The organism is Methanosarcinales archaeon Met12 (assembly GCA_002813105.2).
Classification (GTDB): domain Archaea; phylum Halobacteriota; class UBA148; order UBA148; family JAJOKI01; genus JAJOKI01.
This window is the reverse complement of sequence record CP017966.2, coordinates 464,993-487,837: the sequence shown is the minus strand read 5'-3', so window position 1 is coordinate 487,837 and position 22,845 is coordinate 464,993. Positions and strand designations below refer to the sequence as shown.

At 46.6% G+C, this 22,845-nt stretch carries 27 protein-coding genes and 1 pseudogene; 9 read left to right on the top strand and 19 right to left on the bottom strand.

Going from position 1 to position 22,845, the window contains the following annotated elements; genetic code table 11:
* Positions 1–3: 3 nt before the first annotated feature.
* Both thiD and BME93_03135 read right to left on the bottom strand, forming a co-directional pair.
* Positions 4–1,320: a bifunctional hydroxymethylpyrimidine kinase/phosphomethylpyrimidine kinase gene (gene thiD / locus BME93_03140; GenBank protein ATZ61117.2), complete on the bottom strand. Its 1,317-nt coding sequence runs from the start codon at positions 1,318–1,320 to the stop codon at positions 4–6.
* A 359-nt stretch (positions 1,321–1,679) separates the two neighbouring features.
* Complete coding sequence (locus BME93_03135) at positions 1,680–2,108, bottom strand: Hsp20/alpha crystallin family protein (protein ATZ61116.2); 429 nt, start codon at positions 2,106–2,108, stop codon at positions 1,680–1,682.
* 196 nt (positions 2,109–2,304) lie between these two features.
* Between BME93_03135 and BME93_03130 the strand changes: the two genes are divergently transcribed.
* Positions 2,305–2,499 carry a hypothetical protein gene (locus tag BME93_03130; GenBank protein ID ATZ61115.2) on the top strand — a complete coding sequence of 65 codons (195 nt, stop codon included), beginning with the start codon at positions 2,305–2,307 and terminating at the stop codon, positions 2,497–2,499.
* Between the two features lies 1 nt (position 2,500).
* Here the strand turns inward: BME93_03130 and BME93_03125 are convergent, their stop codons facing one another.
* From BME93_03125 to hemA, 8 genes are all read right to left on the bottom strand, one after another.
* Positions 2,501–2,761, bottom strand: a complete 261-nt coding sequence (locus BME93_03125) for a type II toxin-antitoxin system RelE/ParE family toxin (protein ATZ61114.2) — start codon at positions 2,759–2,761, stop codon at positions 2,501–2,503.
* Positions 2,762–3,087: 326 nt separating this feature from the next.
* A complete protein-coding gene (locus BME93_03120) occupies positions 3,088–4,272 on the bottom strand; it encodes a radical SAM protein (GenBank protein ATZ61113.2) in 1,185 nt (394 codons plus the stop codon).
* Positions 4,269–5,075 carry a uroporphyrinogen-III synthase gene (locus BME93_03115; GenBank protein ATZ61773.2) on the bottom strand — a complete coding sequence of 269 codons (807 nt, stop codon included), beginning with the start codon at positions 5,073–5,075 and terminating at the stop codon, positions 4,269–4,271. The genes BME93_03120 and BME93_03115 overlap by 4 nt, the downstream gene beginning before the upstream one ends.
* Complete coding sequence (cobA, locus tag BME93_03110; GenBank protein ID ATZ61112.2) at positions 5,072–5,836, bottom strand: uroporphyrinogen-III C-methyltransferase; 765 nt, start codon at positions 5,834–5,836, stop codon at positions 5,072–5,074. The genes BME93_03115 and cobA overlap by 4 nt, the downstream gene beginning before the upstream one ends.
* Complete coding sequence (gene hemC, locus BME93_03105; protein ATZ61111.2) at positions 5,805–6,695, bottom strand: hydroxymethylbilane synthase; 891 nt, start codon at positions 6,693–6,695, stop codon at positions 5,805–5,807. The genes cobA and hemC overlap by 32 nt, the downstream gene beginning before the upstream one ends.
* Positions 6,692–7,948: a glutamate-1-semialdehyde 2,1-aminomutase gene (hemL, locus tag BME93_03100; GenBank protein ID ATZ61110.2), complete on the bottom strand. Its 1,257-nt coding sequence runs from the start codon at positions 7,946–7,948 to the stop codon at positions 6,692–6,694. The genes hemC and hemL overlap by 4 nt, the downstream gene beginning before the upstream one ends.
* Positions 7,949–7,950: 2 nt before the next feature.
* Positions 7,951–8,919: a porphobilinogen synthase gene (gene hemB, locus BME93_03095; GenBank protein ID ATZ61109.2), complete on the bottom strand. Its 969-nt coding sequence runs from the start codon at positions 8,917–8,919 to the stop codon at positions 7,951–7,953.
* 5 nt (positions 8,920–8,924) lie between these two features.
* Positions 8,925–10,178, bottom strand: a complete 1,254-nt coding sequence (hemA, locus tag BME93_03090; protein ID ATZ61108.2) for a glutamyl-tRNA reductase — start codon at positions 10,176–10,178, stop codon at positions 8,925–8,927.
* Positions 10,179–10,268: 90 nt separating this feature from the next.
* Between hemA and BME93_03085 the strand changes: the two genes are divergently transcribed.
* A complete protein-coding gene (locus BME93_03085; protein ATZ61772.2) occupies positions 10,269–10,604 on the top strand; it encodes a hypothetical protein in 336 nt (111 codons plus the stop codon).
* 6 nt (positions 10,605–10,610) lie between these two features.
* Here BME93_03085 and BME93_03080 read toward each other — a convergent pair whose 3' ends face one another.
* From BME93_03080 to BME93_03055, 6 genes are all read right to left on the bottom strand, one after another.
* On the bottom strand, positions 10,611–11,243 hold the full coding sequence (locus BME93_03080; protein ID ATZ61107.2) for a bifunctional precorrin-2 dehydrogenase/sirohydrochlorin ferrochelatase: 633 nt from the start codon (positions 11,241–11,243) through the stop codon (positions 10,611–10,613).
* Between the two features lies 1 nt (position 11,244).
* Positions 11,245–11,706, bottom strand: a complete 462-nt coding sequence (locus tag BME93_03075) for an AsnC family transcriptional regulator (protein ATZ61106.2) — start codon at positions 11,704–11,706, stop codon at positions 11,245–11,247.
* A 16-nt stretch (positions 11,707–11,722) separates the two neighbouring features.
* Complete coding sequence (locus tag BME93_03070; GenBank protein ATZ61771.2) at positions 11,723–12,166, bottom strand: AsnC family transcriptional regulator; 444 nt, start codon at positions 12,164–12,166, stop codon at positions 11,723–11,725.
* A 2-nt stretch (positions 12,167–12,168) separates the two neighbouring features.
* A complete protein-coding gene (gene ahbD / locus BME93_03065; GenBank protein ATZ61105.2) occupies positions 12,169–13,230 on the bottom strand; it encodes a heme b synthase in 1,062 nt (353 codons plus the stop codon).
* A 139-nt stretch (positions 13,231–13,369) separates the two neighbouring features.
* Complete coding sequence (locus tag BME93_03060) at positions 13,370–13,603, bottom strand: type II toxin-antitoxin system HicB family antitoxin (GenBank protein ID ATZ61104.2); 234 nt, start codon at positions 13,601–13,603, stop codon at positions 13,370–13,372.
* Between the two features lie 8 nt (positions 13,604–13,611).
* Entirely contained in the window at positions 13,612–13,806 is a 195-nt protein-coding gene (locus BME93_03055) for a type II toxin-antitoxin system HicA family toxin (protein ID ATZ61103.2), read from the bottom strand.
* Positions 13,807–14,030: 224 nt separating this feature from the next.
* Here BME93_03055 and BME93_03050 point away from each other — a divergent pair, with 224 nt between their 5' ends.
* Entirely contained in the window at positions 14,031–15,443 is a 1,413-nt protein-coding gene (locus BME93_03050) for a radical SAM protein (protein ATZ61102.2), read from the top strand.
* Here BME93_03050 and BME93_03045 read toward each other — a convergent pair.
* Together BME93_03045 and BME93_03040 are read right to left on the bottom strand one after the other, a co-directional pair.
* Complete coding sequence (locus BME93_03045; GenBank protein ATZ61770.2) at positions 15,440–16,357, bottom strand: hypothetical protein; 918 nt, start codon at positions 16,355–16,357, stop codon at positions 15,440–15,442. The two genes, BME93_03050 and BME93_03045, sit on opposite strands and share 4 nt — an antisense overlap.
* Positions 16,358–16,899: 542 nt before the next feature.
* Complete coding sequence (locus BME93_03040; GenBank protein ID ATZ61101.2) at positions 16,900–18,021, bottom strand: DUF5667 domain-containing protein; 1,122 nt, start codon at positions 18,019–18,021, stop codon at positions 16,900–16,902.
* Between the two features lie 298 nt (positions 18,022–18,319).
* On the opposite strand from BME93_03040, the gene BME93_03035 reads away from it, so the two are divergent.
* The gene (locus BME93_03035) at positions 18,320–18,679 is read left to right on the top strand and encodes a hypothetical protein (GenBank protein ATZ61100.2); all 360 of its coding nucleotides are present in this window, start codon (positions 18,320–18,322) and stop codon (positions 18,677–18,679) included.
* 8 nt (positions 18,680–18,687) lie between these two features.
* Here BME93_03035 and BME93_03030 read toward each other — a convergent pair.
* A pseudogene (locus tag BME93_03030) lies at positions 18,688–19,181 on the bottom strand (nitroreductase family protein).
* Between the two features lie 127 nt (positions 19,182–19,308).
* Here BME93_03030 and BME93_03025 point away from each other — a divergent pair.
* The 5 genes from BME93_03025 (at position 19,309) to BME93_03005 (ending at position 22,696) form a co-directional block, all read left to right on the top strand.
* A complete protein-coding gene (locus BME93_03025; GenBank protein ATZ61098.2) occupies positions 19,309–19,437 on the top strand; it encodes a hypothetical protein in 129 nt (42 codons plus the stop codon).
* Positions 19,434–19,811 (top strand): cytochrome c maturation protein CcmE, encoded by a 378-nt coding sequence (locus BME93_03020; protein ATZ61097.2) that lies wholly within the window; start codon positions 19,434–19,436, stop codon positions 19,809–19,811. Before BME93_03025 ends, BME93_03020 begins: the two co-directional genes overlap by 4 nt.
* Positions 19,812–20,008: 197 nt before the next feature.
* Positions 20,009–20,860 carry a cytochrome c biogenesis protein CcsA gene (gene ccsA, locus BME93_03015; GenBank protein ID ATZ61096.2) on the top strand — a complete coding sequence of 284 codons (852 nt, stop codon included), beginning with the start codon at positions 20,009–20,011 and terminating at the stop codon, positions 20,858–20,860.
* A 13-nt stretch (positions 20,861–20,873) separates the two neighbouring features.
* Entirely contained in the window at positions 20,874–21,572 is a 699-nt protein-coding gene (locus tag BME93_03010) for a hypothetical protein (GenBank protein ATZ61095.2), read from the top strand.
* Complete coding sequence (locus BME93_03005) at positions 21,569–22,696, top strand: hypothetical protein (protein ID ATZ61094.2); 1,128 nt, start codon at positions 21,569–21,571, stop codon at positions 22,694–22,696. Before BME93_03010 ends, BME93_03005 begins: the two co-directional genes overlap by 4 nt.
* Positions 22,697–22,845: the final 149 nt, after the last annotated feature.

Sequence of the window (22,845 nt, the reverse complement as noted above, 5' to 3'; positions counted from 1 at the left end):
GTCTCATTTTGAAAAAAGTACTTCGCAAATCCTAACTGCTTTTTCTGCAACCTCCCTCGCGCTCTTGCCAAGCAATCGAACCATCGGCTCTTTTCCAGTGGCGCCCACGTCATAGATGACATCTGGCATGCGCCCTGATTTTTGGATTGCCTCTTCGACTCCCCAATCCATCGTGCTGACGCCTGTTGGTTCATCGCCCCTGTCAAACGAGGCAATCGAGAATCCCAATTTTTTGCAGACCGATAATATGTCCTGCGAATATTTGACGTTCATGGCTCCCACCATCTTTTCATCAAATCGCATCGCTGTGAGTATCACTCGCGCAATATGATTGCTCGCGCCGAAGTCAACGTCTCCTACTGCCCTTGCACCATCTGCGCGCACGATTCTTCCACTGACGGCAGCGACATCATCTTTCATGCTGGCCCCATGGACCGCCATCCCGATGTTGGTACCAACTTCTGGAATCAACTCAGAAAATCCTCTGCAATTCTTTAGCATCGAAACAGCGCCCCTTACATCCATCAGCACATGATATCTTTCAGCATCTTTTGATAGGCTCGCCAATTGATTCACTGGGTTGCTTCCGTGCCCGACCCGCACACCGCCAGCGATAGCAGCGGTCACGAATTCTTTTGCCTTTATTGCAGCATTTTTCAGTGCAAGACCATTTGCCAGATATGCTGTGAGCGCAGCAGAATATGTGCATCCCGCACCATGCGTGCCGCCAGCAATCAATTTCCCCTCTATGAAGTGAAATTCGCCATCGTACAGCACATCGACGGCATCGAGGTGTCCTCCTGTGATTATAACTGCTCTTGCGCCACGGTTGTGTATTTCAACTGCCGCCTTTTTTGCGCTTTTTTTATCCGTTATTTTCATGTCCGTGAGAACACCTGCCTCAAAGACATTTGGCGTCACGACCGTTGACAGGGGAAACAACCGCTCCACGAGTACTGAAACTGCATCATCTTTGAGTAACGTCCCTCCTGCCTCCGCGACCATCACAGGGTCAACTACCAGTGGAATTTTGTGTTTTTTAACTTCTCTGGCGACGGTCTTGATTATCTCCAATGACGACAGCATGCCTGTTTTTGCATATGCGACATCAAAATCAGATAATATCGCCTCTATTTGGCTCGCTATTATCTCTGCCGGCAAATCATAGGAGTCCTGCACGCCGAGCGTGTTCTGCGCTGTGATGGCTGTGATGGCACATGTTCCATGCACACCTAGCGCCGAAAACGTCTTCAGATCGGCCTGGATACCAGCCCCGCCACCAGAGTCAGAGCCAGCAATAGTCATCACTACTTTGTCCAAGTTTATTTAACCCCTGTAAAAATATGGCTTATTATTTAAAGAATTATCTGCATAAGGAAAGGCTGCCCAAAAAACGATTGCCGCCATAAAAAAAGAGGCGGGCATGACAACCGCGACAGTCACCGATAGCTACTAACTGGCAGCGAATCAATTGGCGAAAAGACTTGACATCGATGAGATATTTGCAAACGAATTGGACGCCAAATAATCGTTTGACCTCTACTTAATAATGTAATATTCTATAATAAATACTCATCCTGTCTCCAGTGGAAATGTAGGGGTGTAACGGTCATCATCTCATCTCAACATGCGCCAGTGCGAACTCCTGCGGAGTTTCGTAAAAGATAAAAGAGAGGGATTTATTCGATCGGAATGCCCCTCTTCTTCTCTATCTCCAACTTCGGAAGCCTGACCTCCAGCACACCATTCTTGAACGATGCCTTCGCCCTTTTATCATCGACGCTTACTGGAAGTTGAATGGACCGATAGAATTGATTATATGATCGCTCTCTCCTCCAGTAGTCCTTCTTTTTCTCCTCTTTTTCTTCCCGCCTGGATGCCACGATCTCCATGATATCACCCCTAACGTTGATCGAAATATCCTCTTTTTGTGCGCCAGGAATGTCTGCGGTCACCACTATCTCTTTGTCGGCATCTACTATATCGACAAAAGGAGACATTTTATCCCCAAAGGTTGGTGCAAAGGTCGGTGGTTTAATCTCTCTGAACATCCCGTCGAGTTGTCTCTGCATCCGCCTAATTTCATCAAACGGTTCCAAATCCCACATTCAAATCACCTTTCAATAATAATATTGGAATGAACCAGCTTATATAATTTTTGTTGGCGCTGACCTTAAAAGGTTTGATTGATAAATATATCTCAATTCCATCTAAATCAACATATTCAGGAGGGGTTCTGGTGCATAAAGTTGATCTGCCTCTAACGTTTATATAGTTTGATGAATAATTTAATTTACGATTAAAATGAATGAGATTGAGGTAGAAGGTGAACATAAAGCGAGATGGATTACTATTTCTACTGATAAGTATGAAAGCATGAAAGCGACTATTGAAGTTCTTTCTGACTCCAAACTATTAAAACAAATACAAAAAAGTAGAGAAGATTTTAAAAAAGGCAAATTCAAGAAACTTTCCGACTTAATTAAGGAAACAGAGTAGATTACATCTCATCCTTGTGCTTAAAACCAACGATGAGCACAATTTTTTGCTCCTCATATATTTCAAATAGAATTCTCCATCTTTTCTCAAAATAAATCTCCCAGATTCCTGCGAGTGGTTTTCTTAGCGGTTTGCCATAAACGGTTGGTTTTTTCTCAAGCTTTTTGAGCTTTTTATAGACTCTGTTGATCAGTTCCTTATTTTTGAGTTTCTTACTCACTATTCTTTCAATTTCGTCAGGAACTATAACTGTGTATGTCATCGATATATACTCCTTGTATAAATATGTGTTGAAGGAGTATGTAAAAATAGTGATATTTTAAAGAAATAATATGTATTTTTGTCATTATTTTTGTTATTTATTAGTTATTTTATTAATCAGTGATTCAACAGCATCGGAAAAAGACGTCTTGTCATCTGTGCCTCTTTCTCCCTTTATTTCTTTTTTGGTTTTATCGAGATATTTATATGCTCAATTTTTTAAGAAATAGAATGCAAATACCACTTACTCCGTAAGAGCATAGTGTGAAAAATAGATATTAATATCGATGCCACCGTCCTAAAAATCAATTCTATTATGGTCTGATTTTACACCTCAATCCTCTTCGTTTCGGGATTATATATGCACGTTGGGTCTTCCTCGAAGAAGTCGCCCTCAAAGAACCATGCCTTCTGCCTGCAGCCCCCACAGACGTCCTTATAATCGCAGATGCCGCATTTACCCTTCAACAACTCTTTTTGTCTACGCAACTCGCACAGCAACTTGCATGGATTTTCGTTCCAGAGCTCGTTGAACGAGCGTTCCCGTATGTTTCCGGCGGTCTTATGCAGGACAAAATGACACGGATTGACGTTGCCCAGATAGTCGATGTTTGCGACCTTATTTCCAATCGAGCATCCTCCGGACATCCTCAGCAGTTCTCGCACATCATCCAGCCGCTCCGGGTCCTCCTTTTTAAGTCGCTCCAGGATGTAAACGCCATCCATCGGCGAATCCGTCGTGAGGATTTCGATATCCCTGTCCTTCAGCTCGATGGCTTTATCATATAGATGCTTTAGCACCTCGACCCTCTGCGCTTTCGTGACATCCAATTCCGCGATGTTCTCCCCCCTCCCAGTGGGGACCAGATGATACAAGCAGAATCGTGGAACTCCCATTTCTACTGCCAAATCAAGCAATGCAGGCACCTGATTCCAATTATTCTTGTCGATGGTGATCCTGATGCCTGTCCGCAAACCCGCGTCCATCGCATTCCTTATTCCATCCATCGCCATCTGCCATGCGCCCCTTACTCCTCTGAACTCATCATGTATTTCTGGATCTGCGGCATCGATGCTGACGCCCACATAGCGTATGTCCGCCTCCTTCATCATCCGTGCAACCTCTGGCGTGATCAGGGTTCCGTTCGTGGAGATGACGGTGCGCACTCCCTTCTTCTTCGCATGACGGGCGAATGAGAAGAAGTTCTTGCTGGCAAGCGGCTCGCCCCCTGTAAATATCAACATTGGGATACCCAGCTCTGCAAGTTCATCGATGAACTTTATGCCTTCTTTCAATGTCAGCTCATCTGGGTGTGGACCCGACGATGCGCTGGAATAGCAGTGCTTGCACCTCAAATTACACTCCTGTGTGATGTTCCACATCACAACGGGCTTGATTTCAGAAGAAAACCTAATCAGGTCATCTGGTGCATCTGCCGCTGCCATCTCCTTCGCTCGTATGGCGTCCCATACCGTGCCCCTATCTGCCAATATTTTTGAAAAGATGATCATATTTTTAATTCTCCATGTGTTTTTCTGATCAGTGCATCCAGCATGCATTTGAAGGTAAATCGCTCCGGAAGCACATCCACGCAAATGCCGTTTTCCCTTAAAGCCTCTGCAGTAGGGTTTCCTATGGCTGCCACAGTTCTGTGCTTCATGCCCTCTACGAGTTCGCCCTTCTTACCTAAGTCTTCCGCCGTCTTCAAGAAATTTTTCACGCTCATCGCGCTCGTGAAGGCATATACATCAATCTCATCATTCAACGCGGCCTCTATCAGCTTTCTCTGGCATTTACCAACGGGCCGAACGATATCATATACTTTGACCTCATGTATTATGGCGCCATGTTTCTTCAATCCATCGACCAGCAACGGCGCACCATGCGAACTTCGCACAATCTCGACTTTTTTACCTCTGATATACGGCGCCAAAGCGCTAATGATTCCTTCCGAGCTGTATGCCCCCGGCACCACGTCAACACGTATGCCGTGTTTCTCCATCCCTCGCTGCGTGCTGGGTCCGACCGCTACCGTTTTGCAGGCATTCAATGCATCGATGAATTCGGTGATGTCGCAGATGGAAGATAATCGGCCCACCTTTTTCAGCGTGAATCGAACGCCATTGACGCTGGTGAATATCACATAGTCCACTTCGCCACCCAAAACACGATGGGCGAACACGTCAAACTCAGGAGCATCTCTTTCTTTAATTTCCACCATTGGCGCGGCGATCACCTTATACTCATGGGATTTTGCCAGTTCGATGGACTTCTTTAAATGTTGTTCAGGGCGCATTATCGCGATCGTCTTCATTTCCTTCTCCCAAGCGTTTCGTGTAGCCTGACGACATCGCCGATGACCATGACTGCAGGCGGTTTTACACCTACTGCTTCTGCAAGCTGGACGATGTTGCGCAGCACCCCGATGGTGACCTTCTGCTCATCTGTCGTTCCACGTTCAACTAAAGCCACTGGCGTCTCTGGGTTTTTGCCACGTCTCAACAGCGCATTTACATTGCGCTCGATGCCCTTCACACCCATTAAAACGACCAGCGTCCCAGACATTTTCGCAAGCAAATTCCAATCGAGTGCCGATTTTTCCTTGGTCGGGTCTTCGTGTCCAGTGATGAACGTCACCATCGATGCACATTCCCTGTGCGTAACAGGTATCCCTGCACATGCAGGGGCGGCTATCGCTGATGTGACTCCTGGAACGACCTCTACTCCTATTCCTTCGGCAGCCAGTGCCTCTGCCTCTTCGCCGCCCCGTCCAAACAGGTATGGATCTCCTCCCTTGAGCCTTACGACTATTTTCCCCTCTCTGGCGTGTTCGATGAGCATCTGGGTAATCTCATCCTGCTCGAACTTGTGAAGACCTGCGTGCTTACCGACGTCGATCAGCTCCGCTCCAGCAGGAAACGACTTGATGATTTCGCTCCCAATCAGTTGATCATACAGTATCACATCGGCTTCTTTGATGATGCGCTCTGCTTTTTTCGTGAGCAATTCCGGATCGCCAGGTCCCGCGCCGACCAGAAAAACTCTACCCTCGAATCCTTTTGTTCGCTTCTTCAATTAATTCCGCCCCACCTTTATTTTTTAAATCATTTCCAATTTCCACTGCCGCGGATTTATAATTACTGACCTCTGTTGAACGCTCGACAGAGATGCATCGCTCGCCCCCCGGAGAGAGAACTTCCGCCCTGACCACAATTTCGTCGTCGAATCGTGCCAGGATACCGATGGGAGCGACACAGCCCCCACCCAGAATCCCCAGAATCGTCCGCTCTATTTCCGTTTCGATCCTGGATCGCCCGCAATCCAATAATTTAACCTGCCTCTCCACATCCGTGCCTTTTTTCACGACCACGGCGATGGTTCCCTGGTTGGCAGACGGAGTGATAATAAGCCTCTCGGCACCGATATCCAATTTCAGCCGCTCCAGCCCTGCCTCGGCAAGAACAATTCCATCATACTTTCCTTCCCGCAGCTTCCGCAGTCTGGTATCGATGTTCCCTCGCATACCCCTGATGTCCAGGTCGGGCCTTAATCTCAACAATTGTGCCCGCCGCCGCATGCTCGATGTCCCTATCACGGCGCCACATGGCAAATCGTCGAACCCGTAATCGCTAATCAACACATCATAGGGCGAATCCCTGTGCAGAACGGCCCCTATACTTAGCTCTGCCGGACGTTCTGTCGGTATGTCTTTCATGCTGTGCACCGCCGCATCAATCTCGCCCTTCAACATCAGCTCGTCGATCTCCCTGACGAAGATGCCAACGCCGATTTCGTGTAACGGCCGATTTGTAAATACATCTCCGCTGGTCTTGATGATTTTTAGCTCGGTTTCAATGCCATTTTTTCGTAACAGCGACCGCACCGTCTCTACCTGTGCCAGTGCGAGTGCACTGCCTCTGGAACCGATTATCATTTTAAGTTTTCCCTGTATGCTTCTATTGTTTTTTGAATATCGTCTGGTGTGTGGGCATAAGATACAAAGTTGGTTTCGAATTGAGATGGCGGCAAGAATATGCCACTTTTAAGCATTCGATGGAAAAAATCAAGATAGCCAACCTTATCGCACTTCATGGCATCCTGGTAATTGCGCACCTCTGTCCTGAAAAATACCTCGAACATAGAGCCGATGCCAGTAACGCTGTAGTCGAGATGCAGATCGGCTATAACATCCTCCAATTGCGCCCTGAGCGAATCTCCTGTGCGATTTATCTCCTTGTGGACGTTATCCTGCTTCAATATATCCATGGTCACCAGACCCACAGTAAGCGATAATGGATTGCCGTTGAACGTACCGGCCTGATATACTCCCCCGGCAGGCGATATGTTTTCCATGATGTCTTTTTTCCCGCCTATGACGCCTATGGGAAGCCCCCCTCCAAGAATCTTGCCAAGTGTGGTCATGTCAGGCGTGACGCCATAATATTCTTGAGCGCCACCCATCGATAATCTAAAACCAGTGATGACCTCGTCGAATATCAGCACGATGCCATTTTTTTCCGTCAGTGTCCGCACCTCTCGTAGATATCCCTTCTCCGGCAAAATCGGCCCTACATTGCCCATCACAGGTTCCATTATGACTGCGGCTATGTCGTCATACGCATCCATCACATCGGCCATCGCATCTATGTCGTTGAAGGGAACCTGTAAGGTGTGCTTCGTGAAGTCGGCTGGAATTCCAAGTGAATCCGGCACGCCCGTCGTAGCGGCACCAGATCCAGCCTTCACAAGAACCGCATCGTGTGCACCGTGAAATCCGCCCTCGATTTTTATGATTCCGCTCTTACCTGTGAAGCCACGCGCTGCACGTATGGCGCCCATGGTCGCTTCAGTGCCGGTGTTGACGAAGCGGACCATATCGATGCTCGGATAATATTCTGTAATTCGCTTCGCCAATGTTATTTCCTGCTCGATTGGAGTGCCGTAGAGCCAGCCATTATCCAACTGATTCACGATTGCCCTCTTGATGGCAGGATGTGCATGACCGAGGATCAAGGGACCATATGCCATGCAGTAATCGATGTACCCATTTCCATCCACGTCATATATTTTGGAGCCTTTCGCGAATTTCGTATAAAAAGGGTATGGCTTAATCGCTCTCACTGGAGAGCTCACGCCTCCTGGCAAAAGAGCTTTCGCCTTGTCGAAGAGTTTTTTCGATGTCTCCATATTCAACTCATTAGCCACCCCGCAACATCTTTGGCAAAATAGGTAATGATCATATCAGCGCCCGCCCTCTTGATCGACAATAAGGATTCCATGACAACTGCCTCTTCATCAAGCCATCCGTGTCGAGACGCTGCTTTGAGCATCGCATACTCTCCGCTGACGCTATACGCAGATGTCGGCACGCCGAACTCGGATTTGACCCTGTAGATCACGTCCAGATACGGCAGTGCTGGCTTTACCATGACGATGTCAGCACCCTCTGCCAGGTCGAGCTGTATCTCCTGCAACGCCTCATCAGAATTGGCAGGGTCCATTTGGTAGGTCGTTCTATCGCCAAATGCATAACCAGAGTCGGCAGCCTCCCTGAAAGGACCATAGAAGGCAGAGGCATATTTCACCGCATATGACATTATAATCGTATCCAGAAACTCCTCTTCGTCCAGCGCACTTCGTATGGCGCCGACCATTCCATCCATCATTCCAGATGGAGCGACGATGTCCGCCCCTGCATGGGCATGACTGACTGCGGTCTTGGCGAGAATCTCCAGCGTTGGATCGTTTAAAATGCGCCCGCCCTCGACGATGCCGCAGTGCCCATGAGTAATATATTCGCAGAGGCATACATCAGTGATAACGATCAGATCGTTCACCTCATCCTTGATGGAGCGTATCGCTTTCTGTACGACACCATCTGGAGCATATGCCTGGGTGCCTACATCATCCTTATGCGATGGTATTCCAAATAATATGATGGCGGGGATGCCAAGGTCTGCCACCGCTCTTGCCTCATCTGCAACCATATTCAGCGGGTATCGAAACTGTCCGGGCATGGACGCGATTTCAACAGGTTTTGTATCACTCTCGCTGATGAACATGGGATAAACCAAATCATTATTCGTAAGTTCGGTTTCTCGAACCATATCCCTTATCTTGGGCTGCCGTAGTCTTCGCATTCTCGATACAAGAGACATAATATTCAATCCCCGCCATCTATCTTAAATAATTTCATAATCGAGCGCAGGAAATCGTCATCCCCGTCCTCGCTCCCATCTCTCAGGGTTTTTGTTGGGTGGGCGAGTATCTTGTTGACGAGCGATTTGGTCAGGTCGTCTATGACCTCGAGCTGATATTCATCTACTCCCCCGATGGCCCTTAGCCTATTGATCGCCCTCTTCCGCTCTTGGACCCTGATATTCTCGACCTGGGCGTATAACGATGAGATGACCCCATCTGCTCTTTTCCGTTTGTATTGTCTTTCGAGTAACTCAAGCTCTTCCTCGATTATCTCTTCAACTTTTAAAGCCTCGACTTTCCGTTTTTCTATGTTTGCATCTCTTATTTTCTTCAAAGAGTCGATGTTGTGCAACTCGACGCCTGGAATCTCGGCTACGGACGTCTCTATGTCTCTTGGATTTGCTATGTCAATGAGGAGGAGTTTTCTATTATTTTGTTTATCCATTGCCTCCTCTATCATCTTTCTGTCGATTACTATATGTGGAGCGGCCGTAGCGCTTATCACTACGTCTGATTGGGGTATGTAGTCCATGATGTCCTCAAAATACACTGCTTTTCCATCCAACTCCTTTGCCAACTCCAGTGCATGCTCGTGCGTCCGGCTCGATATGATAATTGCACGAATCTTCCTCTGCGAGAGTGCCTTTGCAACCAGCGCCCCCATCTCGCCCGCACCAATTACCATGATCGTTTTGCCATCCAGTGTGCCAAGTATTTGCTCTGCCAGGTCCACGGCAGCAGAGCCAATCGATACCGAGCCCCTATTGATATCGGTCTCGGTCCTACTTCTCTTGCCGACGTTGATAGCCTTGCCAAACGTCGTGTTGAGTATGTTGCCTGTAATGCCAAGCGATCGCGCGATATCGAATGCATCCTTGATTTGCCCGAGAATCTGATCCTCGCCGATGACCATGGATTCAAGGCCGGAAGCAAGCCTGAACAGGTGCCTAAGTGATTGCTCGTTGTTATAATATCTAACGAGATTTGCTGGCACACCCTTATAGCGAACATACTCCTCAAGCACATGCTTGCCGTTGTCAGAGGAAACGATATATGTCTCGATTCGATTACAGGTCTGGATGATGATGCACTCATCTATCCCATCAAAAGAGTACAGTTCCTTGAGGGACGCCCCTATATCATCATACCTTGCTTTTTCAAGGTCTTCTACGCTTGCCCACTTGTGAGTGGCCTGCATACTTGTTATTTCAGCCATTAAATCACTCTGATTAAGATGCCATGCATACACTTTCTGGGAAACACAATATATATATGATAGGGTAGAAATAAACTATCTGGCGAGAATATGGAACTTATAACTATACATAATAACCTAACTGGTTTTATTTTTGCCGTGGTACTCGGAGTGGCTTTATGTGTCTGGGGCAGGAACTACGAGCGCAAGTATATGATGACCTCTTCTCTGGCAGTGCTGAGCATGATTGCGATATATATGGCGATGATCATCGGTGCTGGCGGAATAGGGCATATGGTTGCAGGTCTCTTCGCATTGGTCATGAATATAGTTAACACCATTGCATTGAGGGCAAAACAAAGGGATGTCTTCTACATATCGATGTTCGCCGTGGCGCTGATAGCGATAAATGCGATGCTGGGCTTTGCATTACCGAACACTATTTGACTTAACTCACTCTGAATATGAATCTATATGGGCGATTGACAGCGCATATGCTTTATCATAGGACGTCTCTAGCGCATCCCAGATAACTTCATCATTCAGTATTTCCCATATCACTTTTTCTCTGATTTTCTGGCTTGTAATCCGCTCTTTCAAAAGTTCCCTGATTTCGTCCTGAAGCCTGACCATATCCGCATATTTCTGTGTGACTATCTGCTCCAGTTTCTTCCGTATGAATTTCGACACCGCAGGGCTTTTTCCCTGCGTAGATATGCCGATTATGATGTCGCCTTTTTTGATCACCGAGGGAATGAGCACATCGCCAACCGCGTTAACCTGGTTCACCAGGATGTTGCGCTCTCCGGCCATCTTGAGGATCCTCGAGTTCAACGCCAGGTCGTCGGTAGCCGGGATGACCAAAAACGCGTCTTTGATGATGGATTTTATGTCGATGTCATTCAAATCGCTCTTGACCAATTTGATGAAGCCACCCTCTGCGAGCTTTTGTATCCCTGGGGCAAAGTCCCTGCTCGCCACATATGTGTCTGCATCCCTGAATAACTCTGCCTTCCGCTCGCCGACCGCACCACCCCCAAATATGACGACCTTTCTATTTTCAACATCGATGATTAAAGGGAGCATTTTACTCAATTCTAACACCTGTCTTTTTGAATTCCCGTTCACTAAATAGGACTTTATAGTCATATATGGCGATCGCCTTGGAGATTCGTTTCACCGTTTCCTCGCAGTCCTTCCTGGTGCGGCCGTGAATCATCGCAAAGACGTTGTACTCCCAGTCAGGATGGCATGAGCGCTCATAGCAGTGCGTAACCTCATCGAAGTTCGCTATGATTTTTCCAGCTACATCTGCCCGTTTATCAGGCACCTTCCAGGCGCACATGGCGTTTGCGGTGATGCCGATTGCCCTGTGACCAATGGAGGCGGCAAAGCGGCGGATTACGCCCCCATCTACTAATTTTTGAATCCTTTTTAGCACCTCATCCTCGGTGATGCCTAATGAACTGGCAATGGCGACAAATGGCTCTGGAACCAGCGGGATTCCGTCTTGCGTTAACTTCAGTAGCTTTCTATCTATAGTATCCATGCGTCTTACAACCCCGTCATATGTCAAATTGAACTCCGAGTTTGAACATCTTTACCACTGGCAGATTGAGGCACTCGCAGCCAGTTTTATCCTTTATCTCCCCGAGTATTTGGTCCAGCCGCTCTTTGCTGGATGCCGAAACCGTAAACCATATATTGTATTTGTTTGGGCGCAAATAATTATGCGATACTTCGGAATATTCGTTGATTATGGCTGCCACCTCGTCCACCCTCTCCGATGGCGTGTTCATCGCTATCAAGGTACTGGAGCCACCCAATTTTTTCATGTCGATGATTGGACCTATGTGCCTGATTGCTCCAGCCGTTTTCAGTCGTTTGACGCGTGAAATCGCCTCTTCTCCACTGATTCCCAGCCCTCTTCCCACTTCGTCGAAGGGCCGACGTGTAAGTGGAAATCTTACCTGAATGATATTCAGAATCGCTTTGTCGACCTCATCCACTTCTATCGCCTCCTTGGTTGATATATGCAGTACGGCTCCTCTACTAAATAATCGCCGGTCTTTGCATATGCCCTGGCACGGCAACCGCCACATACTCGTTTATACTCGCAGATGCCGCATTTGCCCTTTAATTTGTCAACATCTCTCAAATCGTTGAAGACCTTCGAATCGCGCCAGATTTCCTCGAACGGCCGCTCTCTGATATTTCCAGCAAGTGCGGGCAGATATCCGCACGGATATATTTCGCCAACCTTTGATACGAAACAAAAGCTCGTGCCACCGAGACATCCTCTCGTCATGGCGCCAAATCCCTCCCCCTTCATATCGATTGGAGCGCCCTCCTGCTTTGCCCTCTGGTACATGATTCTGAAGTAATGTGGGGCGCACGTGGCCTTCAGTTGGATTGGTACCTCTCTTTGCATATCATAGAACCAGTTCAGCGCACGCTCGTATTCTTCTGGCGGGATTTCTTCGCCCCTGAGTATTTCTCCCCTGCCCGTCGGCACGAGCATGAAGATGTGCAACGCGACTGCCCCCAATTCCAGCGCCAAATCCAGAATCTTTGGCGTTTCATCCAGGTTGCGCTTGGTAATGGTCGTATTGATCTGAACTCCCATGCCAACCGTCTTCAATGCTTCTATGCCTCTCAGTGCGCCGTCAAATGCACCTGGCATGCCCCTGAACTCGTCATGCGTTTTAGCACTCGCACCATCTATGCTGATGCTGACGCGCTGTATGCCAGCCTCCTTCAGCTTGCGCGCGACGCCAGAGGTTATCAATACTCCATTGGTTGCCAGCACCATCCGCAGACCCTTGCCCGAACCGTATTGTGCGATTTCATATATGTCGTCCCGTATCAGCGGTTCGCCGCCGGTGAGTATCATGACCGGCTTGGCAAAATTCGCGACGTCGTCGATAAATCGCTTTGCCTCTTCCGTAGATAACTCGTTCGGATCCTGCTCTTTTGTGGCTGATGCGCGACAGTGTACGCATTCGAGATTGCATGCGCTGGTAAGCTCCCATGCAATCAGCCTTGGTAGAATTTGCTTCACGATAATGCTCATCAATTCGCCACTAATTGTTTAGAACGTTTATTAAGTTTATGAATGTGAGGTTTTGCAAGGCCATAAGGGGGGAAAAGCTTTGCGAAATCTACAAAATACTACGGCATTTTGGCAGACGTAGCGAACCACAAACCCTGTGTTATGCGATTTGTTGGGCGTGGCATTTAAAGACAACATATTCGGAGGACGTTCTTGATTTGGGAATCGGAAGATCGTCTTCTAACAATCCTTTAATGTGCATTTCAATGGCCCCGTACATGTTTTGTTCTGTTTCCTCCTTTGTGGAACCGGTGGCTACACACCCCGGAAGATCTGGAGAATACGCTGAATACCCCCTCCCTGTTTGTTCCAGCACTATCATGAATTTATACATATATGCATTCACCTCTCTTTTAGTTGTGCTTGTTTCAGGATGCTGTTTAGGGTTCCTGCTGCAAGGTCATGGTTAGGATGTCCTGCTATGGTAACTCGACCTTTTTTCGTTGGATGTTTGAACTGTTTGTGGCTTCCTTTGCTCTTTATCAGATGCCACCCATCAGACACAATGAGCTTGATAGCATCCCTGACTTTCATCATAAAAAGATGTTTCTTTCTATATATTAACTTTGATGATGTTTTAGTCACATACACATAAACTTCTATGCCAAAATAGTTACCTCTGAAGAAGATATCATCGAACCAGCAAAACAGGGATATAACCGTCAACCAATGGGAAACAATAAATGGTTATTGAGAATATGATGATGTGTGATTAAAACTCCACAAAAATATGTTTTAGGAGATAAGGTTGGGCTGAGAACATGAAGACGCTATTGATTCATCCCTCGTGTGAAGGAGAGATATATCAGCGCTTTCTCGGATTGGTTGCGCCGCCGATTGGATTGGCGTATGTGGCAGCAGCGCTTGAAAACGACGGATATGCTGTCAAAATCATCGATATGCCTGCCGAGGAAAAGGACATTCTCGATGTCAAGGAGGATATTAGAAAGTTCAAACCGGGCGCTGTCGGCGTTTATTGCGCAACGTATCGCGTGCCATATGCAAATCAAGTTGTGAACGCCGCTAAAGAGGTGAACCCGGATATCAAAACCATGATGGGAGGCCCCCATGCATCGTTGTTGGGGGGCGATTGTTTGGAGGGAAACCCCAACCTGGATGCAGTGGTCTGTGGTGATGGAGAGCTCACCACATCCGAATTGATTCATGCGTGGGAATCTGGCGGCGACCTTGCTAAAGTCAGGGGTGCGGTCTTTCGGGAAGACGGACGAATCATTAGAAATCCTCCGCGAGAGCCCGCAGACATCGATTCCCTCCCCTATCCCGCAAGACATCTATTGCCGATGGACCGGTATCGGCTTTTTGGCGCATTCAAGCTGGGCACCATGATATCCAGCAGGGGGTGCACTCATGGTTGCTATTACTGTAGCGTCGCCGCGATATATGGCAGGAAGTGGAGGGCACGCAAGCCAGAGCTCATCGCGGATGAAATGAAGCATTTATGTGACGACTACGATGTTGACATGGTAATGTTCATGGATGATAGCTTCGATCTGGATAAAAAACGGGTCATGACACTCTGTGATGAAATAGCAAAACGCGGGCTGGAGCTCACATGGGGGTACCAGAGCGCAAGCGTGATCAATGATGGGGAAATGTTGAGGAAATTGCGAAATGCAGGATGTCGCATTCTGACATACAGTATTGAAACGTCATCGCGCAAGTCCATCGATGTGATGAAGAAGAAGATCGACGTGCAACAGATCAGGGACGTGTTCCAGATATCAGGGGAGCTGGGCATGGTGCGAATTGCTAACATCATTCTCGGCCTGCCAGGGGAAACCAAGAAAGACCTAGAAGAGAGCATAGAATTTGCTAAGGAACTTGACCCAGAATATGCACTGTTCTTCCTACCCACACCATATCCAGGAACGATGTTCTATGAAACTGCTGAAAAAATGGGCATGATTAAGGAGCTGGACTGGGGCAAATATGATGCGACAAATCCGATTATAGAGACCGAACAAATATCCATAGGTGAGGTCAGGGAATTGAACAGAAAGGCATACAAAGAGTTCTATCTCAGGCCAAATATGATAAAAAATAATCTCAGGATAGGCTATGATTTCATGAGATGCGGGATTATAAAGCCAAGGCACATTCCAGCCCTTATCCGCCACATACTTAAGACCAATATAGACCTTGCAAGGCTCTAAGACATCCTAATTAGATTTTCCTTTCCCTTTTTGACTTTTTGTATGGTGCCGTTATCCTTCATGGATTTCAGTATTGCGCTGACCTTCGACTTCGAGAAGCCAGTTTTTTTGACTATGGCTGATTGATACATACTCCCTCCCGCTTCTCGCAGCAGTTCAGTGACCCGGTCTTCATCAGATTTCATTATTTCGTCTTCGGTCATTCTGCGTTTGGTCTTTTTTCTTTTCAAGATGGATAAGGCAATCGCAACAACGAGAATTGCTATGATGCCAAATATCCATATGGGCGCCACTGGCATGTACGTCAGCACGACATTGGGCTCACCTGGGCCAAAGTCCCTGAGCCCGTACCATATTAACTCATCATCTCTTGTAACATCTGGTTTTGGCGTCACGGAATCGACTTTGTAATTATAGGGGGACCTTATGACCAACGCATCGTCCCTGGAGAGGAAAAATCCATCCACGAACACATCTCCCACTACGATGTTCCCATCTTTAACTTCAGCAAAACCAATCCAATCGAATTGATATTTGATCACGCCAAATCTACCGATTGCCGCGTCTGTCACCTCATAAGAGATGTCGAAATTTTTAGCCATCATACCCCGCCCGGTCGCTGCTTCGGCATCTCTGATAATCCGATTTATTCGATTTGAGAACTCCTTTATATAGGTGCCTTCTATTGCTTCAAATTCTTCCATGTATTTTCTAAAGGCATCCTCCTCTTCTCGTGTCGCCAACGCAATCCTGTGCCCTATCGTCCACGTCGCAGACCCGCCACCATGTACATCTATCAGCGTGTATGTGGCCCTATATTCAGTTTCCTGCGCAAGGGCAGGTGTTGCTGAGAAAAATACTGAGCCAAAAAGAAGCAGGAGAACAAATAGAAAAGATATCCACCTTCTTGTCATCCCTACTCCCATTGTCTAATCGGAGATGGATGAATTAATAGTTTTGGGTGTTCGCAGTTTTGAGATGCACCACTTCAAAGAAGTGGTGGACCTGCAATTCCTATGAAGTTTCAGGTGATGGAACACCGACTAACTCGGAAGAGTTAGACGGACTCACAGATGTTTCATCTGTGACCCTCTGGTGGAGTTGTATTTCCTTCGGAAATTCAACACCGACTAACTCGGAAACCGACTAAATCAAAAGATTTAGACGGGGTCCGCAAATCTTCGATTTGGGACAGTTAGACGAAGTGACTATTCTTTGAATCGCTACACTGTGAGAGTTCGGCAATCGAAAACACTCTCTTTGATGGATTGGCACACGTCGCAATGTCTCATCTACGAGAGTTGCAACATATTATAAAAAATATATAAAAATAAAAAGAGGGGGTAAGTGACTAAGTCACTTACCTGTTGGTGGTTTATGGTGCTATAGTTGGCGTTGCTGTCGGTGTTCCTCTATGGCTCTGGTGTCGGTACTGGTGTCGGTACGGGGATTGGAGTTACTGCTCCTCATCCTCGAGCTCCTCGTCCTCGACCTCATCCTCGAGCTCCTCGTCCTCGACCTCATCCTCGAGCTCCTCGAGCGTGATGCCTATGGTATAATGCATCTCCGTATATGCTGCAAATACTGTCACGCTAACCGTTATTGTCACGCTCGGCGTATATGAAACTCCTCTGACATCCACTATGTCCATATCCTTTTCCATGGTGAAGTCCAGGGAGTCCTCGGTGAGACTGACATCTCCTTCCCAGTTCACTGCTCTTCTCAGCAGTAGCGCATCCTTCAGTTTACTCAGCGTTACGGTTTCGTTCGTCGTGAGCGTTTTTGTTATAGATAGTGTGTCGTCTTCAATATCAATGTCTTTAGAGACCACCGTAAACCCTGTGGGTGGTAAAGAGAATTCACGGTTTACCGCCGTCAGTGCTGCGTTTAGTTGTCTGCCCATCTCTGCTTCTACAAGACCCATTCGCCTTTCGATCCCTCTGATCTCAGTATCGACTTCTTCTTCGCTCATGCCAGTCTGCTGTATGATCTCGATCCTCGTCTCGCCCTTCCTAATCTCTATTTCAATTTCCACTTCACCAGTCCGGACTCGCAGACTGTTTAGTATAGAGGTGATAAGGGCTATCTGCTCTGGCGTGACGCCGCCCTCGATTTCAATGCGAAGTTCCAGCCTGTTGCTGAATCCCTCGATATTTCCTCTGTGTCTTGTGACATCTCGTTCTAATTCGATTCGCATCTCGATCTCCCTGGTTGCATTGGCATGCTCTATATCCTTGATGCGTTCCTTTACAACAGCTAACATTTGGTCGTGTTCGTGCTCTGCACTTGCCATTGCCTCAAAGTTCCCTTGTTCCGCCATCACTTCTGATTCTGCAAGCCGCTCATCGGCTATCTCCAGGCCTTTTCGTGCATGGGCCTGTGCCCCTTCAAGGCTGGCTATTAGCAAGCTGATTCTGTCAAGAGCCACGTCCAGTCCATAGAGTAGACTGTCCGGAGTTGTGCCTGCTACCTCTACTGGTATCCTTACAGCTGGTCTTTCTTGAGCAAATGATGGCATAGCTGTAGCTAAGAGAAGCATTGCAGCCACCATCATACTCTGGATTTTTCTCATTTTCATTCACCTCCTTTGTTTTTTTACATGTTTTTATATATTTTCCATCAATTTAAGGCTTTTTATAGTCTTGTTTTTCCAAAAACGACGAGATTGTCCCATTTCGTTCAAAAAAGTTCAGAACGCTCCCTCTTTCGTTCAAAAGACGCTATATGCGATTGTAGCAAAAGGTTTTAGATTATGGAGAGAAGTAACTGTGAATATTAATGAATTTACAAAGCAAATGCCACATTACAACGGCTGCAGATATTCTTGATGCGCCATCTGTGATATGTGGCACCGTACATATTGGAGGGCGCAAAATATGCCGTGGTACTCAGACCTGCTAAATTCGAATCGGTCCACGACAGAATTCGTGAAGGGCAGGTTTAAAAAAGTTCAATTTGGGATTATTAGACAGCATGAGACCAGTGATGCGATAATCAGAAGGGCGCAGTTCGTTTTAGATGGAGAGCCGCTGATTATATCGACGGCCACAATCCCTAAGGACAACCCCCTCGCTTTTTTACGTCAGGTGCGCGAGCAGAAAACCCCGATTGGCGATATCATAAAAGACAACAAGTACTGTGTTGAACGCCATATCCTGTCAAATGACAGGGCATCGAAGCACTACAAGATAGAAGGCGACGTCTGGATGGAGGTCTACGAGGAATATTTTGAGTGATATATCCTTCAGTACGGATGTCCGTACCGTTCCAGATGTGCTATCTCGCTCAGCGCCCTTCTCGTCGACCTTGCCCTCTCCACAGAATAGCCAATGGCAATGACCGCCATCAACTTCAAAGAGTCAGGTACGTTCAGTATTTGATTTACCTTCTCTCTTTTATTGAGTATCTCGCCCAGCCAGACCGCGCCTAACCCCAATGAGTCAAAAGCATGTTCTGGATGCATGCACCTATTGCCATAATATCTTTTGTTTGGTCATACATCTTGCCCTCGTCCAGAAAAACGGCAATCAAAAGGTTCGCAGAGCGGACTATGTCGCCATAGGTGGTGCACTCCGCCACCTCCTCAATGGTTTTCTCGTCCTTCACGCTGATGAACTGCCATGGCTGGTTGTTCATGCCAGACGGTGCCCACCTTCCGGCATCGAGTATGATGTCTACCTTCTCGTCCTCGACGTTAGCATCCCCGAACTTCCGAATACTCCTCCTGTTCCGAATCATATCTATGATGTCCACAATATCCACAATCTCAGAGAACGTTTATCGACATCATATTCTTTTCCATCCTATGCTACCATCACTCAATGTACCAAAAGTTTAAAGTAAGGGAATCCAAATATATTGTGCTATGGAATATCTATTAAGTGCCTTTGGGATAACCTGGGCCGTATTGATCGCCTATATGGTTTCGCTTCACGTGAAAAAGGCAAAGTTGATACGAAAGATAGAGGGACAGAGAAGAGGGGATGGTACTTGAAAAAAAGAGATAAGGCAGTCATTGGAGTACTCTTGATTGTTGGATTGTTGATTGTGATGCTATGGGGCGTTGGTACGGGAGGATATCTATCGATCTCCGAGGTCACATCCGACCCACAATACATCGGAAGAGATGTAAGGCTCATAGGTACCGTAAAGGAGGGTACAATCCAAGTAAATCTGAGCGAGACCTCATTTGTGCTTACAGATGGGAGTGCAGACATAAACGTCATATACATCGGCGAAGCACAGGTTGACATCACCGACGGAGAGGGTGTCGTAGTCATAGGAACGCTGGTCACGAACGAAAAAATAGAGGCTCGTAAAATAATAATGAGATGCCCCACGATGTATGTTGGTGCGCAGCCATCTTGAGATGCCTCTGGAGCAAATACCGTGCTTGTTGCCACAAGCCCAATTACGAGCGCCCACTCCTATTACCTCTCAAAGTTTCATATATATTTCGAAAAATCAGGAATTATGCGATAGGCTAAGTTTTATATTGATTAACGTAAAGTTATAGTGCAACGGAACCGAAAAGAGTAATAATCTCCACATTCAGGATAATACCAATGTTAGTTGAAAGTATCCCAATAATGATGATGACCGCAGTTATCATAGCTAGCGGAGCAAGCATAGCTTACCTATTTAAAAAGGACCCTTATTGGGATAAGCTAACCATTTTTGCTATGCTAGCAGGTTTTATTCTTATCACTATATTTTTTGTTATTCGTGGTCACATGATTTGGGTACTAGACATTCCTGATACACCATTACTCATGACGGTAATGGGTAGAGGCGGTAGCCTAGCACTCTGGGTTTGGGGAACATATCTCTGCTATTTCTGGGTTAGACAAAAATATAGGGAAGACGATCTACCACTTCTTAAATATACTCCAGCAACAGTCAACTTAACATCGCTCGTCATCATATATTTCCTTGTATTTTACTATGATCCGTATGGACTCCGTACGCTATGCCCTTGCTGTCTTGCATATACATGGTTACTAATTTCACATCCTCTCACACTATTCGCGAGCAGGAGCTTAATGGTGATAGCATTTGCCGGATACATAGGATACCTCATAACAGAGGATCGGCGGTGGGATGAGTTTACATACCCTTTTTTAATGGCTAGCTACGTGCTCCTAACTGCGGGCATAATAACCGGTGGTATCTGGATCTACGTGATATCTGTGACACATTGGGGCGCATTGCATCCAATATACTGGGGATGGGACCCTATAGAAACCGCTCCACTGGTTCCTTGGATAGTATGGACGGCATATATTCACACAAGGCGATTGATGAAAAAAAATGAAAATATGGAAATAGTCACCATAATGCTTGGCATAATAGGATGCATATTATTGGCATTTTCATATTTCATATTGGAAATACTGGTTATGCCGTGGACGAGGTAGAGGTGGTGAATGAATGGTAAGCATAAAAAGTGGTAGGAATGTCTTGTTAATATCAATTGTTATTCTTTTCATCACACTTTTAGTGATAGCTTGGATTGTTACTTATGGTATATTTATATATTCGGCGTTAGAGGCAGAAAGACCTGGCCTGGCGATTGAATGGCATGTTGCTACATTACTTCCATGGATCATCATCTACTCCAGCCTTCTGATTTATTGTTCCTTGCGAGGGTTAGTTCCATCACGCGGGGTGGTTCATGTTGGTACCTTTATAGTTTTGCCGTGTTTTGCCGCAGGCATTGTATCAAGCTGGGTACACACGCTCCTCCTACTTTCGATAGCTATTTCGGCTCTATGTCTTATACAGATATATACCGGTCTTACGAGCATATTAAGTAAGAAAGCAAAACTTGGGTTTAATATTGATAGTTGCAGAAGAGTTTTAAAAGGGGCTCTTCCTGCATCTCACACCACACATCTTGGGATGGCCATCATAGCCATAGGGGTCATCCTTGACACAAATGGGATCGTGCACGCAGATGGTATCATGTGGGCCGGTTGTTTAGTCCTAACTGTTGGATGCACAGCAGCATTTTATGCCCCCTCTAAAGAACCTATTGAGGTCGAATATATCAGAAAGAAGGACGTCAAGAAGAGGTATGAAGAAAGGCTCCAGGAAGAGCTTAAAAAACTTAGAGAGAGGGGCACATGAAGTTAAACTATTTGCTATCCTTCTGCTTTATATTGTCGTTGATATTGGTGGCGGGTGCACACGATGCTCCGCCCGGCATGGCGGCGGGTGAAATTGTTGTAATGGAGCACGACATCGAGGTGAGACAAGAGGGAGGAATATTGATAATTTCAGAGTCGATGTTGTTCAACAATACCGGCGATGGAGTGTTTGAAGGTAAAGTAATAACACGCACCCCTGGCAATGCTCGCGTTGAATCCGCTACTGGGCAGTTTCATGTTCACGGTGGAGAAGGCGCCCATGTTTGTTGGTCACTTGTATTGTCCCCGGGCGAATCGGCAAGGATGGGATTGGTTTACACGGTGACGCCCCATGTCTCAGGACTTATATGGAAAAATTCAATTTTTGAAAAAGAACTGCAATATCCCACAGGCAGGCTCATCTTGGTGGCCATAACCGAAAGAGATGTGGTGGCCAGTACTGCGGGCTTGACGACCATGCAGGAGAGCGAATACGATGAGACATTAGGCATGAACGTCGCACTATTTGTCGGGGCCAACATGCCTCCGCAGAGAGTGAGGCTTGCGATGGAGTGGACGGAAGTTTCCACAGCAGCTCAATATGCCGGGGTGATTGCCTTGGTGATGGTGCTCATAGCACTGCCCATCTTAAAAATAAAAAGTAGAGGAATTAAAAAGGAGGGGCGCGAGGAGTTGGAGTACAGGAAGAAGGCATTGCTATCGACGTTGAACCAGATAGAGGACGACCACCAGGCCGGAGAGATATCAGAAGTAGAGTATCAAGAACTTAAATCAGAGTATGAGAAGAATGTCATCAAGATAATGAAAAAATTGGATAAGATAAGGGAGGATACTGCAGAACCTGAGACAAAGAGAGCTGCATCGAGAAGTCCTGATAAGGTTCACATGCCCGACACAAAAATCAAAAAGCTTGGGGCGAAGGAAAATATAAAAGAACTGAAAATGAAGAAGGATGCGTTGATATCGATGCTAAAACAGATAGAGGATGACTACAAGGCAGGAGCCATTACAAAGGGCGAATATCAGGAACTCAAATCAGAGTACGAGGATAGCGCCATAAAAATAATGAGGAGATTGGATGAGATGCGGCGAGGCGAGATATAAAGAGAGTGACGATTCCTATGAATAGAACATTTAAAGAACTCATTTCAAAACCTTCCATAAGGGGAGGATGTTGGCCAGATTGATGAACGCCTGGTATGTTCTGACCAGTCTTTTGTGCCTTATGACAATTAAACTATAAATACGTTTGA